The organism is Nostoc sp. NMS4 (assembly GCF_017115095.1).
Lineage (GTDB): Bacteria > Cyanobacteriota > Cyanobacteriia > Cyanobacteriales > Nostocaceae > Nostoc.
Genome location: NZ_JABXKI010000069.1, coordinates 12,563 through 31,727 on the forward strand (window position 1 = coordinate 12,563; position 19,165 = coordinate 31,727).

General features: G+C 40.1%; 12 protein-coding genes. 1 reads left to right on the forward strand and 11 read right to left on the reverse strand.

The annotated features are described in order from the left end of the window. Window positions 1-14: 14 nt before the first annotated feature. The 5 genes from HWQ37_RS03495 to HWQ37_RS03515 form a co-directional block, all read right to left on the reverse strand. Complete coding sequence (locus HWQ37_RS03495; protein WP_292743822.1) at window positions 15-3,089, reverse strand: tetratricopeptide repeat protein; 3,075 nt, start codon at window positions 3,087-3,089, stop codon at window positions 15-17. 534 nt (window positions 3,090-3,623) lie between these two features. Continuing rightward, the gene (locus tag HWQ37_RS03500) at window positions 3,624-3,842 is read right to left on the reverse strand and encodes a hypothetical protein (protein ID WP_292743825.1); all 219 of its coding nucleotides are present in this window, start codon (window positions 3,840-3,842) and stop codon (window positions 3,624-3,626) included. A 437-nt stretch (window positions 3,843-4,279) separates the two neighbouring features. Beyond that, the gene (locus tag HWQ37_RS03505; RefSeq protein WP_292743828.1) at window positions 4,280-5,068 is read right to left on the reverse strand and encodes a peptidylprolyl isomerase; all 789 of its coding nucleotides are present in this window, start codon (window positions 5,066-5,068) and stop codon (window positions 4,280-4,282) included. A gap of 132 nt (window positions 5,069-5,200) precedes the next feature. Continuing rightward, on the reverse strand, window positions 5,201-6,748 hold the full coding sequence (locus HWQ37_RS03510) for a putative HlyD family type I secretion protein (protein ID WP_292743831.1): 1,548 nt from the start codon (window positions 6,746-6,748) through the stop codon (window positions 5,201-5,203). A 105-nt stretch (window positions 6,749-6,853) separates the two neighbouring features. After that, complete coding sequence (locus tag HWQ37_RS03515) at window positions 6,854-9,901, reverse strand: peptidase domain-containing ABC transporter (protein ID WP_292743834.1); 3,048 nt, start codon at window positions 9,899-9,901, stop codon at window positions 6,854-6,856. Between the two features lie 2,225 nt (window positions 9,902-12,126). Between HWQ37_RS03515 and HWQ37_RS03520 the strand changes: the two genes are divergently transcribed. Further along, complete coding sequence (locus HWQ37_RS03520) at window positions 12,127-13,326, forward strand: acyl-CoA dehydrogenase family protein (RefSeq protein ID WP_292743854.1); 1,200 nt, start codon at window positions 12,127-12,129, stop codon at window positions 13,324-13,326. 537 nt (window positions 13,327-13,863) lie between these two features. Here the strand turns inward: HWQ37_RS03520 and HWQ37_RS03530 are convergent. The 6 genes from HWQ37_RS03530 to ssuD form a co-directional block, all read right to left on the reverse strand. Then, entirely contained in the window at window positions 13,864-14,811 is a 948-nt protein-coding gene (locus tag HWQ37_RS03530; RefSeq protein WP_292743837.1) for a D-2-hydroxyacid dehydrogenase, read from the reverse strand. 123 nt (window positions 14,812-14,934) lie between these two features. Continuing rightward, a complete protein-coding gene (locus HWQ37_RS03535) occupies window positions 14,935-15,135 on the reverse strand; it encodes a GNAT family N-acetyltransferase (protein ID WP_292743840.1) in 201 nt (66 codons plus the stop codon). After that, on the reverse strand, window positions 15,128-15,448 hold the full coding sequence (locus HWQ37_RS03540; protein ID WP_292743843.1) for a GNAT family N-acetyltransferase: 321 nt from the start codon (window positions 15,446-15,448) through the stop codon (window positions 15,128-15,130). The genes HWQ37_RS03535 and HWQ37_RS03540 overlap by 8 nt, the downstream gene beginning before the upstream one ends. 239 nt (window positions 15,449-15,687) lie before the next feature. Continuing rightward, on the reverse strand, window positions 15,688-16,458 hold the full coding sequence (locus HWQ37_RS03545) for an ATP-binding cassette domain-containing protein (RefSeq protein WP_292743846.1): 771 nt from the start codon (window positions 16,456-16,458) through the stop codon (window positions 15,688-15,690). A 140-nt stretch (window positions 16,459-16,598) separates the two neighbouring features. Beyond that, entirely contained in the window at window positions 16,599-17,426 is an 828-nt protein-coding gene (gene ssuC, locus HWQ37_RS03550) for an aliphatic sulfonate ABC transporter permease SsuC (protein ID WP_292743849.1), read from the reverse strand. A gap of 149 nt (window positions 17,427-17,575) precedes the next feature. Further along, entirely contained in the window at window positions 17,576-18,724 is a 1,149-nt protein-coding gene (gene ssuD / locus HWQ37_RS03555) for an FMNH2-dependent alkanesulfonate monooxygenase (protein ID WP_292743851.1), read from the reverse strand. Window positions 18,725-19,165: the final 441 nt, after the last annotated feature.

A 19,165-nucleotide genomic window follows, 5' to 3' on the forward strand; every position in this document is an offset into this window, starting at 1 on the left:
ATGATATAACCTGTTTAGTTAAATTGTGTAACTTCTTGGTGCTGGGTTTGGTAAATCTCTCCTAATTTGATATTGGCTTGTTGGTATTGGGGATTGAACTCCAAAGCTTTTTGATAGCAAGGGATAGCCTCTTCTAACTCCCCTTGTTCTTGCAGTATCACCCCCAAGTTATAATGGGCTTCTACCAAATCTGGCTGTAGTGCGATCGCAGATCGATAGTAAATAACAGCAGTTTGCCAATCAGCTGCTTGTTGGCGGGCAATGCCCAACTTATAATTCAATTCAGCATAATAGGCTTGTTTCTCTGTCGAAAGCTTCCCTTGAGCAAAAAGCGCATTCCCTAAATTTATTTCTGCTTCTATGCAGTTGGGCTGAAATTCCAGAGCTTTTTGATAAGATGCGATCGCTTCTTCCCACTTACCTTGTTGTTGCAAGGTGTAGCCCAAATTGTTGTAAATTGTCGCTGCATCAGGTCGCAAAGTGATAGCATTTTTGTAAGCTACTTCAGCTTCTGGTAACTGTCCTTGTCCTTGCAGCAAGTTACCTAAACTAAACCAAATTTTCACAGAGTTAGGCTGAACTTGTGAAGCTGCACTCAAATACTTCTGGGCTTCTGGCAAAGCACCTTTCTGCTGTGCTAGCATCCCTAAACCGTATAATGCTTCTGAATAATCCGGCTGTTTTTCTATCACCTGACGATATAGCTGTTCGGCTGCATCTAGGCGATTAGCTCGATGCTCTTGAAGCGCAAGTTGAAATAGTTCAGCAACCTCTTGGACGTTAAATTTTCTTGGTTTATTAACCAGTTGTAAAATAAAATCTTCCAGCGCTCGCACTGGCTTTAAATCGCCATATAGTTTGTGTTTATTTTCTGCGACTTGCTGAGAAATATATTGCCGATATTTAGCATCTTTCCCCAGACGGATGGCAATTTGGACGTATTCTGCTTTATTTGAAGCGATCGTCTCTTCTATACCCATCATCTTCAAAATTGCCAGAGAATGCCTTCCCCGCATCAGTTCTCCTGGTAAAGTGACAATCGGAATATTATGAGCAATAGATTCGAGTGTAGAGTTACATCCAGACCAACCAATACTATCTAAAAAGACATCTGCTAAAGCTGTAGTCCCAGCAAACTTGCTGCTATTGAGGGAAGGCAAAAATAAACAGTGATTTTGATAATCCAACCCTAATATTGCAAAAGCATGGTTTAAGCGCTGGCGGAATACTTCTGTAAGCTCTTCACTTGGGTTTTTAATAAACACAAATTTAGAATTCCCTAACTCCTTAGCAATAGAGGGGAAAACATCATCATGATTGGGCAAATATTTATATAATGACTGACAACACCAGAATAAGATATCATCTTCTTTTAAACCTATATCTGGTTTCTTAATTTCTTCGGGTTGAATTGCTAAAGGTATGTAATGAATAGATAGATTTGGTAATCTAACTAACTTTTCTGTATAATGTTCTTGAGCATTTTCTGGTTCCATTAAGTCACTGCTCAAGTAATAGTCAATTGTTGGCAGTCCACTAGTCTCAGGGTGTCCCCAAGATGTCATTTGAATTGGTGCTAATCTCAGACAACCCAGTTTTACTGTCATTAAGTCCATGCCAAATTCTGGGAAAATCAGGATATGTAATTTATCTTTTGTTATTACCTCATACCATTCTTCAACTGAGCGAACACCTTGGACAAACTTATCAAAACTCTTGTTGGCAATGATGGTTGAAGAATCTGTTTTGACAGCAGTGTGATAACCAAATACTTCAAATTCGCTCCGGTCTAGATTTTCTACCCAACCTTTAATCGGGATTTTCCAATTAGAATGGCTAGAGAAAAACCCAGAGACAATACCAACGCGAACCTTTTGATTTTGATCTAATTTTGGTAGAACAATCGGCTGGCGATCTTGGGAATAGCGACTCGACATGATCTGGAAAATCATTTCCCCATAAGTTCGCTGTAAATCTCGGTCATTTAAGCCTTGATATGCCAAATAAAAAGGCTGAAATGTTCCCACAGCTTCAGATGCTTTTGCTCGTTCTTCCTGATTAGCTAATTCATAATATTTAGCTAAATTTTGCAACTTCTGTTGATACTGATTCCGTCTGAAGGCAATTTCATCAACACTAGAATAGATAATTGGCAGTTGACTGATACAAGCACCAAATTTAGCCATATCATAGTTTGGTGTTATCTTTACGGCTTGTTCAAATGCCTGTCCTGCTGCTTCTATTTTGTTAGCAATTATCAATACTGCTCCTAAGTTGCAATGGATGTAATCAAGATCCGGTCGAAGTTTAAGAGCTTTTTGATAGGATTCTATGGCAGCATCAATTCTATTTTGTATCTTAAAAATATTTCCCAAGTTGTTATAGCTGGCTGCAAAATCAGGTAGAATACTTAAAGCTTTTTCATAAGCTTCTATTGCTTGCTCAAAGTTCCCTTTTTGCTGGAAAAAATATCCTAAGTTGTGATAGGCATAGGCATAATCGGGGTTAATTTTGAGTGCTTGTTCGTAAGACTTGAGGGCATCATTTAATCGCCCTTGTTTTTGGAGTACCTCTCCTAAATTATTATGAGCTTGTACCAAATTTGGTTGCAATGCAATAGCTTGGCGATAATATAACTCTGCAAACTTGAAATCGTCTGCTTGTTGCCGCCCTAAAGCAAATTGCTGGTTTAAGTCTGCGTAGTGGACTTGTTCTTCTGGTGACAGCTTTCCTTGAATGTGGAGAATGTTGCTGATATTGATTTGCACTTCTATGCTGTCAGGGAGAATTAAGAGTGCTTTTTCATAACAGGCGATCGCTTCTTCTAGTTTACCCTGTTGTTGCAGAGCAAACCCCAAACTGTTGTATATTGGCCCTGCTTCTGGCTGTAATTCCAGGGCTGCTTGAAAAAATTGTTCTGCATTTTGATATTTTCCCTGCTGCTGCAACAGCATACCTAATCCATATAATGCCTCTGACTGCTTGGGATTTACGTCTATAATTTGACGATAAACCTCTTCGGCCTGAATGAAGCGCTTGGCTCGTTGATATTTAGCAGCCAGTTGGAGAGCATCAAGAATTGTGGTCATGTCGCTTTGCTCCGAATTCAAAATTCAAAATTCCCATAAATTTAGGAGCTTATATCCTTTTATTTGTGGGTAATAATTTATACAGTTATTTTATTTTTATATGTGTTTAGTTCCTATATCTGCAAGGAACTCAAGTTTTTGAAACTTATAACCAAATTCCTTTAAAATCGATTAATATAATTTCTGCTTGATTGTTTACTAAACTTAGCTAAAAGGAATTTTACTCTTTTTCTATCTTTCGGAGGTTTAGGAGAAGATTACGCCCATGTAATGTTTTTCACTTATGACTATTTACCCAGAGTTTCAATTCAGGGCTGGCAAACAGCACATGCTAGTAACCTGGGTTCAGTACTAAATGTTGTAAAATTTTATTGCGAAAACAGTTTTCTTAGACCAAAAGATGTATTTTGGGTAAAAGCCGAAGGCTCAAATGAGCAAAGAGCCTTCGGCGATTTATCAATATACTAGGCTTTCGAGCCTAACTCTACTTGCAGAAGTTAATACTTTTTGTGAGTAGAGTTTAATTATTACTACTTAGTAACTAGCAGCTGCGCTTGTTGAAGAACTTGAAGAAGAGTTAGGAGTAACGGTAGCGTCAGTAGCGGTATAAGTAAAGGTGTTGTTGCCTGTTGCGCTAGCAGTTGCATCTGCAAAAGCAAAGTTTCCTTTGTTGAAATACTGACCACCAAAATAGAAGCCACCAATAACTTCTTCAGAGGTATTTTCCAAGTAGTTAAGATCAGAAATAATCATTTGAGTTTCTCCTAGAATTTGTAACTGTTGTTGGGAATCTTTTGTGCAGTCAACTTGTTTTTGTTGCCTACACAATTAATATACTTCATTTTTCAGATAAGTCAACACTTTTTTGGAAGATTTTTGATTAAAAAAACTAATGTATTCGCCTTCAATAATTATCATAGATAGTACTAATTGAACTTATAAAAATTCTCATCATAAATCTAAGCAATAATTAAAATTATTACTGCCTAGCAAGACTTATAGCGATTTAATTTAAATTTTTTAATAACGCTAAAATAGCACTTTGTAGATATATTCACAAAACACTAAAAAAGAAAAATTATTAAGTTTTTAAGCAAACAAAACCTGTATCTGCAATCTTTTTGAAGGCTAGAGACATCACCCTAAATCAGGGAGATAGTTAGCGACAAAACTATTTGAAATTTCATAAATTATTTAGTCTTGGTGAATAACATATCTGTTAATTCCTCCTGCAAACCGTCTGAGTCTATTTGAGTAACTATTTTTATAGTGCTGACTTGTTGCTTTAACCAATCAGAAAAGGATTCTTGAATGATTGTTTGGCGCAATTGTTCATCTAATTGGGGTTGAATGAGTTCTTCCACCCAAATTAAATACACTCCCTTGGGAGTCGTAATCGGTTTGAGAACTTCTGGTGGTGCAGCAGCAAATACAGCAGCTGCAATCTCTGGACGAAAATCTTTGCGGTATCGGAGTCCTTGATATCCATAAGCACGGCGGGCTTCTGGTTCTGAGATATATAGACGAGCAATGTCTGGAAAATTGATTTCGCCTTCTTCTAGGGCGTAAAAAAGCTCTAAAGCCAAGTCGCGATCCTCGAAGACGACTTCGTAGGTAACGGCGGCGATATAATCTAGCTGGTGTTCATAAAAGTGCTTTTCGAGTTGATTGGAAAATAGATGATTCGCTAACTTCCGCGAAAGAACCTTGTTGTAAACTAATTCATCAAACTCATCCACAGACAGGTGGTGTTTTTCTAGCCATGCCCAGGTATCTTTAGCTTTAACAAGCTTTTTGGCGAACCGTAAGTCATCTCCTTCTTGCTGTACTTCTTCTGGTGTGACTGTAATTCCTGCCGCTTGAGCTGCTTCGGCGATAATGCTTTGCGATGCGATCGCTTCCACAACATCAGGTATCTGACAGGAGAGTTTCAGACTGTGAATGATATCTGAAATGGAAATGTTGAGATTGTGGGGCATAACACGATATCTCCAATAATTAAGGGGATTGGGCATCCCTTCCGCTCTGCTCAGGGCAAGTGTGCATGAGGCATTGATTATTCCTCCACTCTCCCTTGTCCTATTTCCTAAATTTCAGTGCAATTAGTTTAACTACATCTCTAAACCTCCCTTTTTCAGTTTTTTGAACGGATCTAAAACAAAGTCAATTACTCGCCGTTGACGAATGATGACTTCAGCATTTGCTGTCTGACCGGCACCTAATAGAATACGTTTGTTGCCACTTTGGACATACTGACGGTCTAAGGTGATTTCTAATTCATAAGTTTCGACATTTCCTTGGGGTGTTTGGCTAACTTTCGAGTCAGGCGAAATCCAAGTAAGTTTCCCTGGCAGGATGCCATACTCTTGGAAAGGATAGGCATCAAACTTGACTTTTACGGGCATTCCTACCTTCAAGAAACCGCTATCCTGATTAGGTATATTTGCTCTAAGTACAAACTCTGCTTGCTTGGGTGCAATTTGGGCAATCCTTTGACCGACTTGTACTACTGCTCCTGGCTTAGTAGTGGGTAATTCAAAAATCACCCCACCAATCGGCGATCGCACCACCCTCTGCTGAATTTGCAACCTTGTAGATATAAGCTGGCTTTTAGTCTGAGCGATGTCTGATTGCGTTGCTGTTATTTGTGCCTGTATATCTTTTAGCTGCTCCTGATTTTTCATTACAGCCAGTTCGCCGGCTTGCATGGCACTTTTAGAGCTACTTTGTTCTTCTTGCAATCGGAGTTTTGCTTGTTTGATATCAGACTCCAAGGTTTTGATAGTTACCTGATAATTATTTAGCTCTTGGGCTAAACGCAATTGAGCTTGTTTAATATCTGATAGCGACTTCTTATAAAGTCGTTTGCTTTGTTGCTCTTGTTTTTTGATGTCATCAAATTGGGTTGGAGAAACTGCGCCACTTTCAATGAGTGTGGTAAACCGTTTAACGTTCCCAGAATCTATACGCAAAAGGGCTTCAGCCGATTCCCGGTCATCTTCACTAGTGGAAATTTGCTCCTGTGCTTGCTTAACTAATGATTGTTTTTCTAACTTTTGGAGGTTATAGCTACTCTGTTTGGCATCCAGGTTTTGCTGTACCTGGTTAAGTTGAGCCATTTTTTCTAATTCTTGGGATTTATTTTGTTGTTCTAAAAGACTCGTTGACATTAGGAGCTGATTTTTCATCATTTCCAGTTGAGATTGCCGATTTTGTAGACCTTGCAATTTGCTCTGGACTTGTTGCAGTTCTGTTTGTAGCAAACCAGAATCCAGTTCTAATAAAACCTGTCCGGCTCTAACTGTATCTCCTTCTTTGACCATAACTGCTTTGACACTCCCAGCAGCTTGAGAGTCTAATTTTTGAGTTGCGCCTTTAGGTTCAATACGCCCTCTGGCGCTACCAGTTTCATCTACTTTCGAGAGAGTTGCCCAAGGTAAGAATAGACCGGTAAAGCCGATTAGCACATATAACAAACCACGAGTCCAAATTCGAGGTAAGGCATTGAGCAATCCTTCTGTGCCGTAGTGCAAATCTTGACTGTCATTTTCTGCCTCTGTCTGCTCGTCAAACTCTACTGATTCTTTTTGCTCGGTGTAACCTTGATACTCATCTTGCTCATCTTCGGGAACTGGGGACGATCTATTGGGATTTGGCATGGTTTTATTTCCGATAACATGTAGATGGGGGATAAAGGGTAATGGGGAGTAGGGACTAGGGATGAGGGAAATGAGCGAGAAATAACCAAAGCCCAATTCCCAATCTCAACTAACTTGAGACATCTGTTGTTGATTCAGGTAGTAATAATGACCTTTTTTAGCGATTAGCTCGTCGTGGCTCCCGCTTTCTACCAAAATGCCTTGATCTAAAACCAGAATTAAGTCAGCGTTGCGGACTGTAGAGAGGCGATGGGCAATAATTACACTTGTGCGTCCTTGAAGAATTGTTTTGAGGTTATTTTGAATAATTCGTTCTGATTCCGAATCTAGGTGACTGGTGGCTTCATCAAAGAGTAATAAGCGGGGATTTCCGAGCAAAGCACGAGCGATCGCTAGGCGTTGGCGCTGTCCCCCTGAGAGCATACCGCCGCTTTCACCAATTTCGGATTCGTAACCCATTGGTAGTTTTTGAATAAATTCATCGGCTCCGGCATATTTTGCTGCTTGGATGATGTCTTCTAAAGAAGCATTTGGATAAGCGATCGCAATGTTTTCACGAACACTCCCACCAAACAAGAACGTATCTTGGTCTACAACGCCAATTTGAGAACGTAGCGATCGCATAGAAATACTGGTGATATCATTACCATCAATGAGTATTTTGCCATCTGTCGGTGGGTATAAACCCAAAATCAATTTACTGAGAGTTGTTTTTCCAGAACCACTGCGCCCCACTACTGCAACCATCTGTTCTGGCTGAATTTCAAAGCTGAGATTTTCTAATACATTGGTCTCACTTTCTGAGTGATAACGAAAGGTAACATTCTGAAAACAAATGTTACCCTTGAGCTTACTCAACGACTTCCGGGGTTTTGTTTCTAAATCTTCTTCTGGTTCCGCCTCCAACACATCATTAATGCGTTCGGTAGAAATCACGATTTCCTGCAATTCATTCCACAGCAGAGCCAGCCTCTGGAAAGGACTCAAGACGTTACCCACCAACATATTGAAAGCAACTAATTGTCCAATAGTCAGTTCGCCATTAATTACCTGGGTTGCTCCATACCACAGCAATGAAGTATTCACAAAGGTTTGGATAACGCCACTGACAATTTGTAGGCGATTGCCAATTATTTGAGCATTAAAGCTTTTTTTGATTAAATCATTCAGCAGTTCTTCCCAACGCCAACGCACTGTCTGTTCAATTGCTAATGAACGGACGGTACGAATTCCGCTTAGAGATTCTATGAGATAGCTTTGTTCTTTGGTATTTGCATTAAAAATATCTCTGGAGATGCGGCGCAAAATACTTGTGCTAGCCAGCGCCAAGATAAAAAATGGCGGTACAATACACAGCACGAATAATGCCATCCGCCAACTATAGGAAAACATCAAGGCCAGATAAACCACTAATGTCAGCATATCCAAGACAATGGAGAGTGTCTGACCAGTAAGGAAGTGCTGAATTTTCTGGTTTTCCTGGATGCGCGAGACTATATCCCCAACGTAACGCGACTCGAAATAAGCAAGGGGTAAGCGGAAGGTGTGTTTGATAAAGCCTACGAGTAAGGCGATGCTAATGCGGTTAGCAGTATGAAATAAGAGATATTGCCGTACACCGTTGACAGCAACACCAAACAACCCAAAAACAATCATTCCCAAACCAATGGCGTTTAAGGTTGGGACACTGCGTTGCACGAGTACTCTGTCGAGCAACAACTGGGTAAATACTGGCGTTACTAGCCCAAATAATTGGATTACTACCGAAGCTATAAAAATTTCTAGCAGTGTTCGATAGTGAGGTTTGATTAACTCAAAAAATTTCCAGAAGCTTCTACTTTCGTCTTTAGCATTTTTGAGTAGAGCTGTAGGTTGCAGTAACAATGCATAACCACTCCAACCTGCTTTAAATTCAGCTTTTGTTAGATTGCGTTGACCAAGAGCCGGGTCACATACAATCACCCGCTTTTTGGTAATTTCATAAACAACAATAAAGTGTTTACCTTCCCAGTGGACAATTGCAGGTAAAGGTTGTTCTGCTAATTTATCAAGAGTGGCTTTCACTGGGCGGGTGGCAAAACCCAGGTATTCTGCTGTTGCTGCCATAGCCTTTAGGGATGCACCGTTGCGGGTGACATTGGTCATATCCCGTAGACGATTGATACTAAAATGTTTGCCCCAATAGTTACCAATCATCACCAAGCAAGCAGAGCCACAATCAGCTGCACTTTGTTGGGCATAAAAAGGATAGCTCTTGGTGATGCGTTTCCACCAATGCCCCATTTGTACTTTCGGACTAGGAAAGTAAAAACGCGATTTTTTTGGCTGTTGTTGTTGTTGTTGTTGTGACTGCTTCTCTCTTTGGGGAAAAGGAATAATTTTAGATTTTGGAGATTGGAAAGTTTTTTCCCCAGTCCCCAATCCCCACTCCCCCAACTCCGGGAAGTATTCTAGGGCTGTTTGCATCTGGTCATTTTTCAGAATGTACGCAATCGTTGGTTGCGTTACTTGCCAATCTCCTTGTTTTGGTTGAGCAAAGATTGTACCTGGTGTCAAAGAATGGCCTTCAGAATGCCGCAGTTGACCTTTGTACAATAACCACAACTCTGAATCTTGGGATATTTCTGGACTTACAGAGTCAGTTTCTAACTGGTGTCGCTCAAACAGAGATAAGGCTTTGAGCATTCCAGGAACTTGTGATGTATGGCGTGGAAATTGTGATATCTGACGACATAACAACAACAAATCCCAAAGTTCTGCACGGGCGTAGAGGCGATCGCTAATGTTAGGATACTTGTTTATCAACCTTTGCAATGCTTCTTGCCGGAAATAGCCCAGTTTTAAGCTTGTCGAAGCTCTAACTACATAAGGACTAAAGTTAGCTTCGGGAAACATAGTCAATTCGCCAAAAACCGACCATGCACCAAAGGTAGTAATTAAATTCTCAGAACTATCTAACAGTCGAACTTTACCTGTAAGAATAATGTAGATACCAGGACTCGTCTGTGCAGATTGCCAGAATTGCTTTGCTAGTGGTGGCTCGACAATTTCCATTTCTGCCAAGAATTTCTCTAATTCTTGCTCTGAAAGTTTTGTACCCAAAGTGTACAAAAGTCTTTCACCCACATTTTGCTCAGAAAGCACTGGTGGCATTTTCTCATCTCCACAATAAAATTTAGTTATTAGTCTGAATCAAATTCAAATCTTCATTAAAAATATTGTTTAATCCCGTGTTTCCACCGAGGAAATTCTCAGCCTCATTAAAGTAAAGTTGGATAAGAAGAATATGGTAAAAACCATCTATCTTTTACATACAAGGTATTTTTATTTGCTGGAAAACCCACTGATTTCAGCTAGCTATTGATGCGGCAATAACCAGTGTAAATATGCCCAAGTATCGAGTTAGACCTGATGTTTCCCTACATTTAGCTTCAGCAGCAATGGCTATCTATACAAGGTATTCCACCTCTCACTCACAAACTCTCAATTTTTTTTCTAGTTTGGGATAATGTTCTGGCTGAAAATTAGCTTTCACGCTTTTGAACAATACCGGACTTGGAATAATTCTTAAAAGAATGTTTTCCGACATTCCTAACTTTTTAACAGCCTTGTCTTGACTTGAATGGTGTGACATAATTGTAGGAATTCCATTGATTCGTAAATTAGGAAAAAACGTAATCCGTTTGTAGTTGTGTGAGCAAAACCTGACAGCAAAAAGGACACAAGTACAAATCTGATTAACTTTGTAGTGTTAATCAGGAATTTACAAAATGTGCAATTAGCGCTCGACCTCTTCCCCTAGTGCTTTGTCAGTCTAGGTATAGCCTCAGTCTTGATCGTGGAACCTCGTTTCAAAAGCAGGTTTTGAGTAGGCTACAGAAAGTAGAAGACTGCAAAAACTATAAAGCACACCGTAGTTTTTGTTAAAGTAGTATTTTAGCAATTTAGCAAAACTCCACTTAAACAATATTGCTTAAGTCTGCTTAGAGATTCCAGAGTGAACCTTTTTCCAGCAGTGCCTAGTATTTTTAAAAGGGAACATCTAGCAAGTTATTTAACGTTTGTATTATACCTCCTATAGTGTAATAAATGCAAGTGATTAAAGGAGACTTGCCAACATCATATTTACATAATTAGCTTACACTCCTTAGCTTTGAACTTTGATATTTTAGGACTTTCTTAATGTATTTTTTCTGAAAAGTCACCTAATAGATGATTTTTAACAGAAAAAACATATTTCAAAACTATTTATACATTAAATCTTTAAATAGCTAGGCGGCATAATATGTTGCAAGTCATAACGGCACTTATTGTTTGCTTAAAAGGGATATTAAGTTGTTTGAATTAGCTGTGAGATAAAACACATAAATACTGTGATCTGAACACACACACTAGTCAACTACAGCAATCCTAGCATTTTTACCATGCAAGGGTATAGCAGCAGTAATACATATTACAGCTTGATACAAGTTGAGAAATAACTGTCATGTTTAAATCAGCCTAGAGTTCAAAAAATGACAATAAGTCGCAAATTCAGTCTTTTAAAACTCTAAGGTTGGGATGCGATCGAGTAAAGTAATAAATGGATAAATTTAATGGTGGTTCTAGAACCAATGCCCTGAACAAAGTGTGACACCATAAATTTGGTTAAACGTAGGAAATCATCTATAGTGGTTCTCAATCAGCAAAAATTTATGTATCAAGTCTAGTTATAACTCACCAGCAAAGGAACCGCTATAAACGCAACCAGTGTTAGCTTTGTAGCTAACAGCAATGCGGTTGCTGCATATTAGACATCTCCAAAATCTACTTGATGAGAAAATTATCCTTATATAGGTATCTTTATATTACTCTCAACAGAGAATATTTAAAACCTTGTTTCTCCGTCCAGTTAAAATCGCTAGAAAGACGCGGGAATGCGAAGATTTAATTTGAATGACGATTAGCTGAAAACAGCATTAGGGAGTTTAGCGAGTTGTCAAGGGACTTTCAACAATATAGATTATCCAATCTTGTGGGTTGCTCTGAAAAGCCCGCCCGTAATCAAAGAGGGTATTTTCAGGCTCCCCCACAAGAAGTTGAGTATTTTTTTATTTGTCAGATCCGAAGCTGTGGAGCGATCGCTAAATTCTCTGGTTGACTTGCTCGATGAAAGCAGTTTGTGTCATACTTAAAGTAATTGCTAATTACTAAATCCCGATAGATTTTAAGTAGTATTTTTAAGGCTCATTAGAAGCAACAGAGTTCGGGCAATGAAGATTGAGGATTGAAGGGAGACTGCCCTCGTGCGAAAGATTGATATTCCTGCAAACTTGAGATGGTTGCATATTGAAAAACATCTCTGGTTTAGTAGTACAGTGAATTGTGAAGGAGTATTTATGTCACAGTTGGAGCAAGTAGTGCCAGACACCTTTGTAGCCGAAAGCTTAGAAACTCTCCCCAATATTTTCGACCGAGTTGAGGCTCTGGCCAAAGATTTTGCCACCCGTGCAGGGACACACGACAGAGATGGTTCCTTTCCCTTCGAGAATTTTACAGCTTTGCATGAGGCAGGATTGCTCAACCTCACCATTCCGCGTGAATTTGGTGGTCAGGATTTGGGGTTGCAGACTATCTGTCGGGTGATTGAAGGGATAGCGCGTGGCGATGCTTCGACCGCATTAGTACTGACAATGCACTATCTTCAACATGCTCATGCAGCGCGTAGTCGTCGCTGGCATCCAGAAGTATATCAGCGCCTGTGTCGTGAATCAATCGAAGGCATTGCCCTGCTTAATGCTGCCCGTGTTGAACCAGAGTTAGGAACACCAGCGAGAGGCGGATTGCCAGCGACAATTGCCGAGCGAACAGCAGAGGGCTGGCGTTTAACAGGACATAAGCAGTACACCACCGGCAGTCCCATCCTCAGCTATTTTATTGTTTGGGCGCGGACAACTGAAGATGAACCACAAGTTGGGAATTTTCTAGTTCCGCGCGATCTGCCAGGTTTGCGAATTGTCGAAACCTGGGATCATTTGGGAATGAGGGCTACGGGTAGCCATGACCTCATTTTAGAGAATGTATTAATTCCCTTAGAGTATGCTTTAAATATCAACCCCATATCTGCTGTGCCATCTTTTGATCCACTGATTTCTAGTTGGGGCAGCTTAACAGTGAGTGCTTTGTATCTCGGTGTTGCTACTAGTGCGCGAGACTGGCTTAGTAAATATCTTTGGGAGCGATCGCCTTCTAATCTCAAAGAGCCACTGGCAACTCTACCACGCTTTCAAACTGCCGTCGGTGAGATAGAAGCACTGGTGTTTGCTAACAATAGATTGATTTATAGTTTGGCTCAAGATATTGACAAAGGCGAATATGAGCGTAACGTAGGATTACAGGCACAGGCTGTTAAATATCTCACCACAACCAACTCGATTCGGGCTGTGGAGATAGCCTTAGAACTAACAGGTAATCCTGGTTTATTAAAAAGAAATCCTTTAGAGCGTCACTACCGTGACGTTTTGTGCAGTCGTATTCATACACCGCAAAATGATGTTATTTGCCAATCTTTAGGGAAGTCAGTGCTGAAAATTAAGTGATTGGGAGTGGGGCATGGGGAGATGAGGGAGGTGAGGAAGCAGAGGAGCAGGGGAGCAGGGGGATAAATATGCCCAATGCCCAGCAATGCCCAATCCCCAATCCCCAATGCCCAATATTTAGTATCCAGCTTGCTTATCTACAACATTCCGTAAGGGCTGACCGTTTTGGTAGCGTTGAAGATTGTCGATAAATAGTTGTGCTATGCGCTCTCTTAGGCATGGCGACAAGGCTGAACAATGGGGTGTGATAAAGGCGTTCGGTAGCGACGGGTGGGCGTCTCGCCATTGGTGTCAAGTTAAGCTAGAAATGGCTTATCTGTTGGCTGCATCACCCACCTTGGAATGAATTCCAAGGCTAATAGCAAAAGTCTACTGAAGTAGACTAAAAATTTTGGGAAATATTTAGTCATCTAAAAGATGATTTTTGTTATTAGCAAGGAACTTCTCTTCTCTGCTGGACAGGGGTTTGACCTTAACTTGACACCAATGGCTTTTCGGACCATCCCGCAAATATGCAACGCCTTAATTTTTAATTGTTTAGTATCCTGCTTTTTTATCTACTACATTTCGTAACGGCTGGCCAGCTTGGTAACGCTTTAGATTGTCGATAAATAGAGCTATTGAACGCTGTTTACTCTTGGGTGAATGACCGGAAGTATGAGGTGTGATAAAGATGTTAGGAAGTGACCATAAAGGACTTTCTGGTGGTAACGGTTCGGAGTTAACTGTGTCTAATGCTGCACCTGCAATCCAACCTTCTGTGAGCGCTTTGATTAATGCCGATTCATCGATTACACCACCGCGAGCAATATTAATTAGGTAAGCATGATTTGGAAGCGATCGCAATACAGATTCATCAATAAATTCTTTAGTTTCGGGAGTTAGAGGTGTTGCAATAACTACATAATCAACTCCTGGTAGGAGTGATCGCCATTCATCAGCACCCACTACTTTATCAAAATTTGGTAGCTCTTGGGGATGACGACGACTGCCAATAATTTTTAAGCCGAAGGGTTTAGCACGGGCGGCGATTTCTTGACCGATACCACCAGCGCCAATAATTAGCAAGGTTGCATCTGTCAACTCTTGGATAGCAAAGCCTCTTTTCCAGTGACGTTCAGCCTGTAGAGCATATAATTCTGGCAGGTGTTTGGCATGAGCCAGTATATAAGTAATGACAAATTCTGCGATCGGAATTCCATGCACTCCAGCCCCATTTGTGAGAATAATATCTCTTTGCAAATAAGTTGGTGTCAGAATATGATTCACCCCTGCATTTGGTGCATGATGCCAACGCAGTGCAGGTGCTGCTTCTAGTATTTTGTGCAGCGTCGGACTTCTGGATAAAAACCAACTGAAATAAACTTCAGCATCGCTAGCATCCCCATCTAAATTTCCTTCAACATCTACTCGTACAATCTGTGTATTGGGTGGTAGATGTGGCTCAATGTCAGCAACCAAATCGAGGGGCAAAATGAGCTTCATTGTAGATTACCTCTTCTTTATTTACAAGGCTATCTCTGGAATTTGCCTATGTTTGGCAAAAAATTGAGTGCCATTTTTACTTGACACAGATTATAATAATATTTATTAATATTTCAGGACTGATTATTTAATCTGTAAACACATAAATTCTAGATCAAAATATTGGTTATTATATTTATACGCTCTTTTCTCTGTTCCATATATTTGAAATCCCAATGATAAATAAAGTGCTTTTGCTAAAACATTTATTTTAACAATATCAAGCAATAATATTTCTACCGCATTAATAGTAATAGTTTTTGCTCTTTCAATTAATTCATTCATTCAATAATAATTTACCTATACCTTTCCCCCCATATTCTTGTTTAACATACATACTACTAATATATGCTTTATGCCGGATTTTTATTCTGGATTCTTGGTTAAATGCGACTATTCCAATTAAATGTTTATCCTCAAAACATCCCAAAATAAAATTATTGTTATCTACTGGAATCCTATCCCAAAATTGTTCTATCGTCTTAATTACTTCTTCTTGATATGTTGTGCCAAATGAATCTGGATTTTTATCTAAAGCTTCTAATCTGATCTGTCTATAATCTTCTGCATCATCCTTTGTTAATTTTTTGACGATCATTAGATACTTGTGTATTATTTGTTTTCAATCAAAGCAATATAGATTATTAGGTTTTAGTCTATCTAGATCGTGAATATAGAAAAAATCACCCAGGCCAGCAGAGAGGAGAGTTGGGAGGTATTTTAATTGTTCATTAATAATTTTTTATTGCTATAAATAGCTGCTTTTTTATCTCGAAGTAGCCTATTTTACCGCAGCTACCTCAAGCATTATATTCATCAACTAACGAAAGCTAAATATCAACTACTCAACTGCAACAATTGATTAGTTGGTTGAGTAACTTCATTACTCATTACTCGCTGAAGAACTGCTTCTCTGATATTAATAAACACTTCACTACTTCGATCTCGCGGGCGTGAAAGTCTCACAGGCAAATCCATAGAAATCTGTCCTTTATCAATCACTATCACTCGGTCTGCCAACGCCACAGCCTCTTCCACATCGTGAGTAACCAAAAACGCAGTAAATCTTCGCTCTTGCCACAAGTTTTCAATCAAATGCTGCATTTCTTGGCGAGTTAGAGCGTCCAATGCTCCCAAAGGTTCATCTAGCAACAACAAACGGGGCTGACTGGCTAACGCTCTGGCCAATGATACCCGTTGCCGTTGTCCTCCAGACAAAACATAAGGCCACTCATCAGCTCTATCTTGGAGTCCGACTTTATTGAGTACCCATAAAGCTTTTTCACGCCAATTACCTTCTAAGCCCAATCCCACGTTCTGAATAACGCGCTTCCACGGCAGCAAGCGGGGGTCTTGAAACATCACTGTTACAGAGCGGCTGAGTCTATGTAGTGGTTCTCCATCTAGTAATATTCCGCCTGATGTTGCTCTATCTAATCCTGAAATCAGACGTAATAAGGTACTTTTTCCGCAACCACTTCGTCCGACAATAGCGACAAACTCACCTGCTTCAACTTCTAAATTCAGCGAGTTTAAAACAGTTTTCTTACCAAAATCTTTCGTCAAATCCAAAATACTTAGTTGTGTGCCTTGTACATTTGAACTCACTTGCAAAACCTCCTTTTCGAGAATAACTGAAATTTAATTATTTGATGAGACGTTGAAGAAAGCAAATCACACTCAAAATTAATAGAATTCAAAAGTTAAACCCAGTAACTTTCAACCTTTGATTCTGGTGAGTTTAGTATTTATGACTTTTGATAATTGGGGTTCCAAGCCAAGAATTTTGTTTCTAATCCTCTGGCGACAGCATCTGCTAATTTACCCAGCAGTGCATAGATGACAATACTCAAAACCACAACATCGGTTTGCATAAACTCACGAGCATTCATTGCCATATAACCAAGACCGGAATCTGCGGCGATCGTTTCTGCCACAATTAGTGTCAGCCACATAATGCCCAAGGAAAAACGGACACCAACGAGAATCGAAGACAAAGCTCCTGGGAAAATGATTTGCCAGAGAAGTTGTGGTGTTTTTAATCCATAAACTTTTCCCATTTCAATCAGTCCAGGATCAACACTGCGAATGCCATGAAATGTATTAAGGTATAACGGGAAAAATACCCCCATAGATACTAGAAATAATCTGGCTTGATCGCCAATACCAAACCAGAGAATCACTAAGGGAATTAATGCCAGATTAGGAATAGTACGGAGCATTTGCAAGGAACTATCCAATAACTTTTCTGCTATGCGGGAAAAGCCATTGAGTAATCCCAAACCGAACCCAATACTGCCACCAACGATAAAACCAGATATCGCCCGCCCAGCACTAATTCCTATATGTTGGAACAGTTCTCCAGTTGAGCCTAGTTTAATCGCTGTAGCAATTACCCCACTAGGAGCTGGTAAAATCCTGCTTGAAAGTAGACCAGTTCTAGAAGCAAGTTCCCAAAGAATTAATACGGTAACAGGTACAATCCAAGGAACTATTTTCTCGATTTGCGGGTTGTCTAACACCTCGCTCAGGGATATATTATTGTTGCTTTTAGTGCGTTTAAAGGTAATAGTCATGGAATTTGGGATTTTAGATTGTTCCAAAGGATGAATCTAGAAATATCGCCCAGATAATTTGTAATTTGCTCTTTAATTACAAATTGGCGTAGCTTGCTTATCACCGGAGGCGAGTATTAGAAATTACGAATTAAGAAATTACGAATTAGTCATGAGGCGCTGGTTAGTTGTTTCGCAAATTTTTCATTGCCAACGATTTCGCTAACAGTACTCAAGGCTGGTGGCGTTAAAAGTGTAGGTTCGTTTTGCAAAGGTAGACGTGGAAATAATAATTCAGCAGTGCGATACGCTTCTTCTAAATGGGGATATCCAGAGAAGACGAATGTTTCTATGCCCAAATTGCGATATTCCAGCATTCTCGCAGCAACGGTGTCGGGATCTCCAACTAAGGCCGTACCAGCACCACCCCGCACCAATCCAATTCCTGTCCATAGGTTGGGGCTAATTTCTAAGGCTTCTCGACTACCACCATGTAATTGACTCATGCGCCTCTGTCCTTCAGAATCAGAATGAGCTAACTCTTTCTGAGCTTTAGCGATCGCATTCTCATCGACATACTTAATTAGTTCATTGGCTGCATCCCAAGCAGCAGATTCGGTTTCTCGCACAATTACGTGTAAGCGAATCCCAAAACGCACTGTTCTGCCTTGTTCAGCCGCCAATCGTCTAACTTCGGCAATTTTTTGAGCAACTTGTTGTGGAGGTTCACCCCAAGTCAGGTAAACATCTATATGTTTAGCAGCAACCCGCTTGGCAGCAGCCGATGAGCCACCAAACCATAAGGGTGGATATGGTTTTTGAACTGGTGGGAATAGGAGTTTACCACCTTTGATGTCCAGGTATTTTCCTTTAAAATCGACTGTTTCTCCGCTAACGATACCCCGCCAAACTCTGAGAAATTCATCAGTTAAATCATAGCGATCGTCATGACTAAGATGCAAGCCATCCCCAGCCAGTTGCAGAGGATCTCCACCTGTCACTACATTAATCAACAATCTTCCTTGAGAAATCCGATCAAATGTTGCTGCCATCCGTGCCGCAACACTTGGGGAAGTAATTCCTGGACGAATTGCCACCAGAAATTTCATTCGCTTGGTGACAGAGATGAAAGTAGCAGCAGTAATCCAAGCATCTTCGCAAGAACTCCCCGTGGGTAACAATGCACCCGTGTAGCCTAAACTATCTACAGCTTGGGCAATTTGCTGCAAATAATCAGGTGTGACGACACGAGAGCCAATATCTGTGCCTAAATAGCGTCCATCATGAGATCCAGTGGGAATAAACCAAAGAATTTGCATTTGTGTCAGGCAGGGGTATAAGGATAATTTTCTACGATAACTCGACCGAATTACCGTAGTTTGTAGTCAGCATTGTACAGGAAAATATTTAAAACGCCAGTATAGATTAACGATTCATAAAGAATAACTGCCCACAAAGTTGACTTTTTGACAGACAATTCTGATAATCATGACACTTTTGTTGCAACAATGGCTGTCGTGAAGAATACAAGTTTTGTGTCAATTACTCGCATTATTGCGACTGCGAAGTGTTCACTTGCGGTTTTATCGACAGGAGGCTTACTACCTAGCGGTTTGTCCCATTAAATATAATGAGTTTGTAGTAAGCACTTAAGTGCTTAAAAAACCAGGACTAAGGAATGAGAATTAAATAACATACAATTTATCAATACCTTTGCCAATTTACGAGGGTTCAACGCCTGTAGACACGTTATGAATACG

Bases quoted from the DNA above. Each gene is read 5' to 3' on its own strand.
- HWQ37_RS03530 (WP_292743837.1), bottom strand. From the start codon at position 14,811: ATGAAGCTCATTTTGCCCCTCGATTTGGTTGCTGACATTGAGCCACAT.
- HWQ37_RS03540 (WP_292743843.1), bottom strand. From the start codon at position 15,448: ATGATCGTCAAAAAATTAACAAAGGATGATGCAGAAGATTATAGACAG.
- ssuD (WP_292743851.1), bottom strand. From the start codon at position 18,724: ATGCAAATTCTTTGGTTTATTCCCACTGGATCTCATGATGGACGCTAT.
- HWQ37_RS03500 (WP_292743825.1), bottom strand. From the start codon at position 3,842: ATGATTATTTCTGATCTTAACTACTTGGAAAATACCTCTGAAGAAGTT.
- ssuC (WP_292743849.1), bottom strand. From the start codon at position 17,426: ATGACTATTACCTTTAAACGCACTAAAAGCAACAATAATATATCCCTG.
- HWQ37_RS03535 (WP_292743840.1), bottom strand. From the start codon at position 15,135: ATGAATGAATTAATTGAAAGAGCAAAAACTATTACTATTAATGCGGTA.
- HWQ37_RS03515 (WP_292743834.1), bottom strand. From the start codon at position 9,901: ATGCCACCAGTGCTTTCTGAGCAAAATGTGGGTGAAAGACTTTTGTAC.
- HWQ37_RS03520 (WP_292743854.1), top strand. From the start codon at position 12,127: ATGTCACAGTTGGAGCAAGTAGTGCCAGACACCTTTGTAGCCGAAAGC.
- HWQ37_RS03510 (WP_292743831.1), bottom strand. From the start codon at position 6,748: ATGCCAAATCCCAATAGATCGTCCCCAGTTCCCGAAGATGAGCAAGAT.
- HWQ37_RS03495 (WP_292743822.1), bottom strand. From the start codon at position 3,089: ATGACCACAATTCTTGATGCTCTCCAACTGGCTGCTAAATATCAACGA.
- HWQ37_RS03505 (WP_292743828.1), bottom strand. From the start codon at position 5,068: ATGCCCCACAATCTCAACATTTCCATTTCAGATATCATTCACAGTCTG.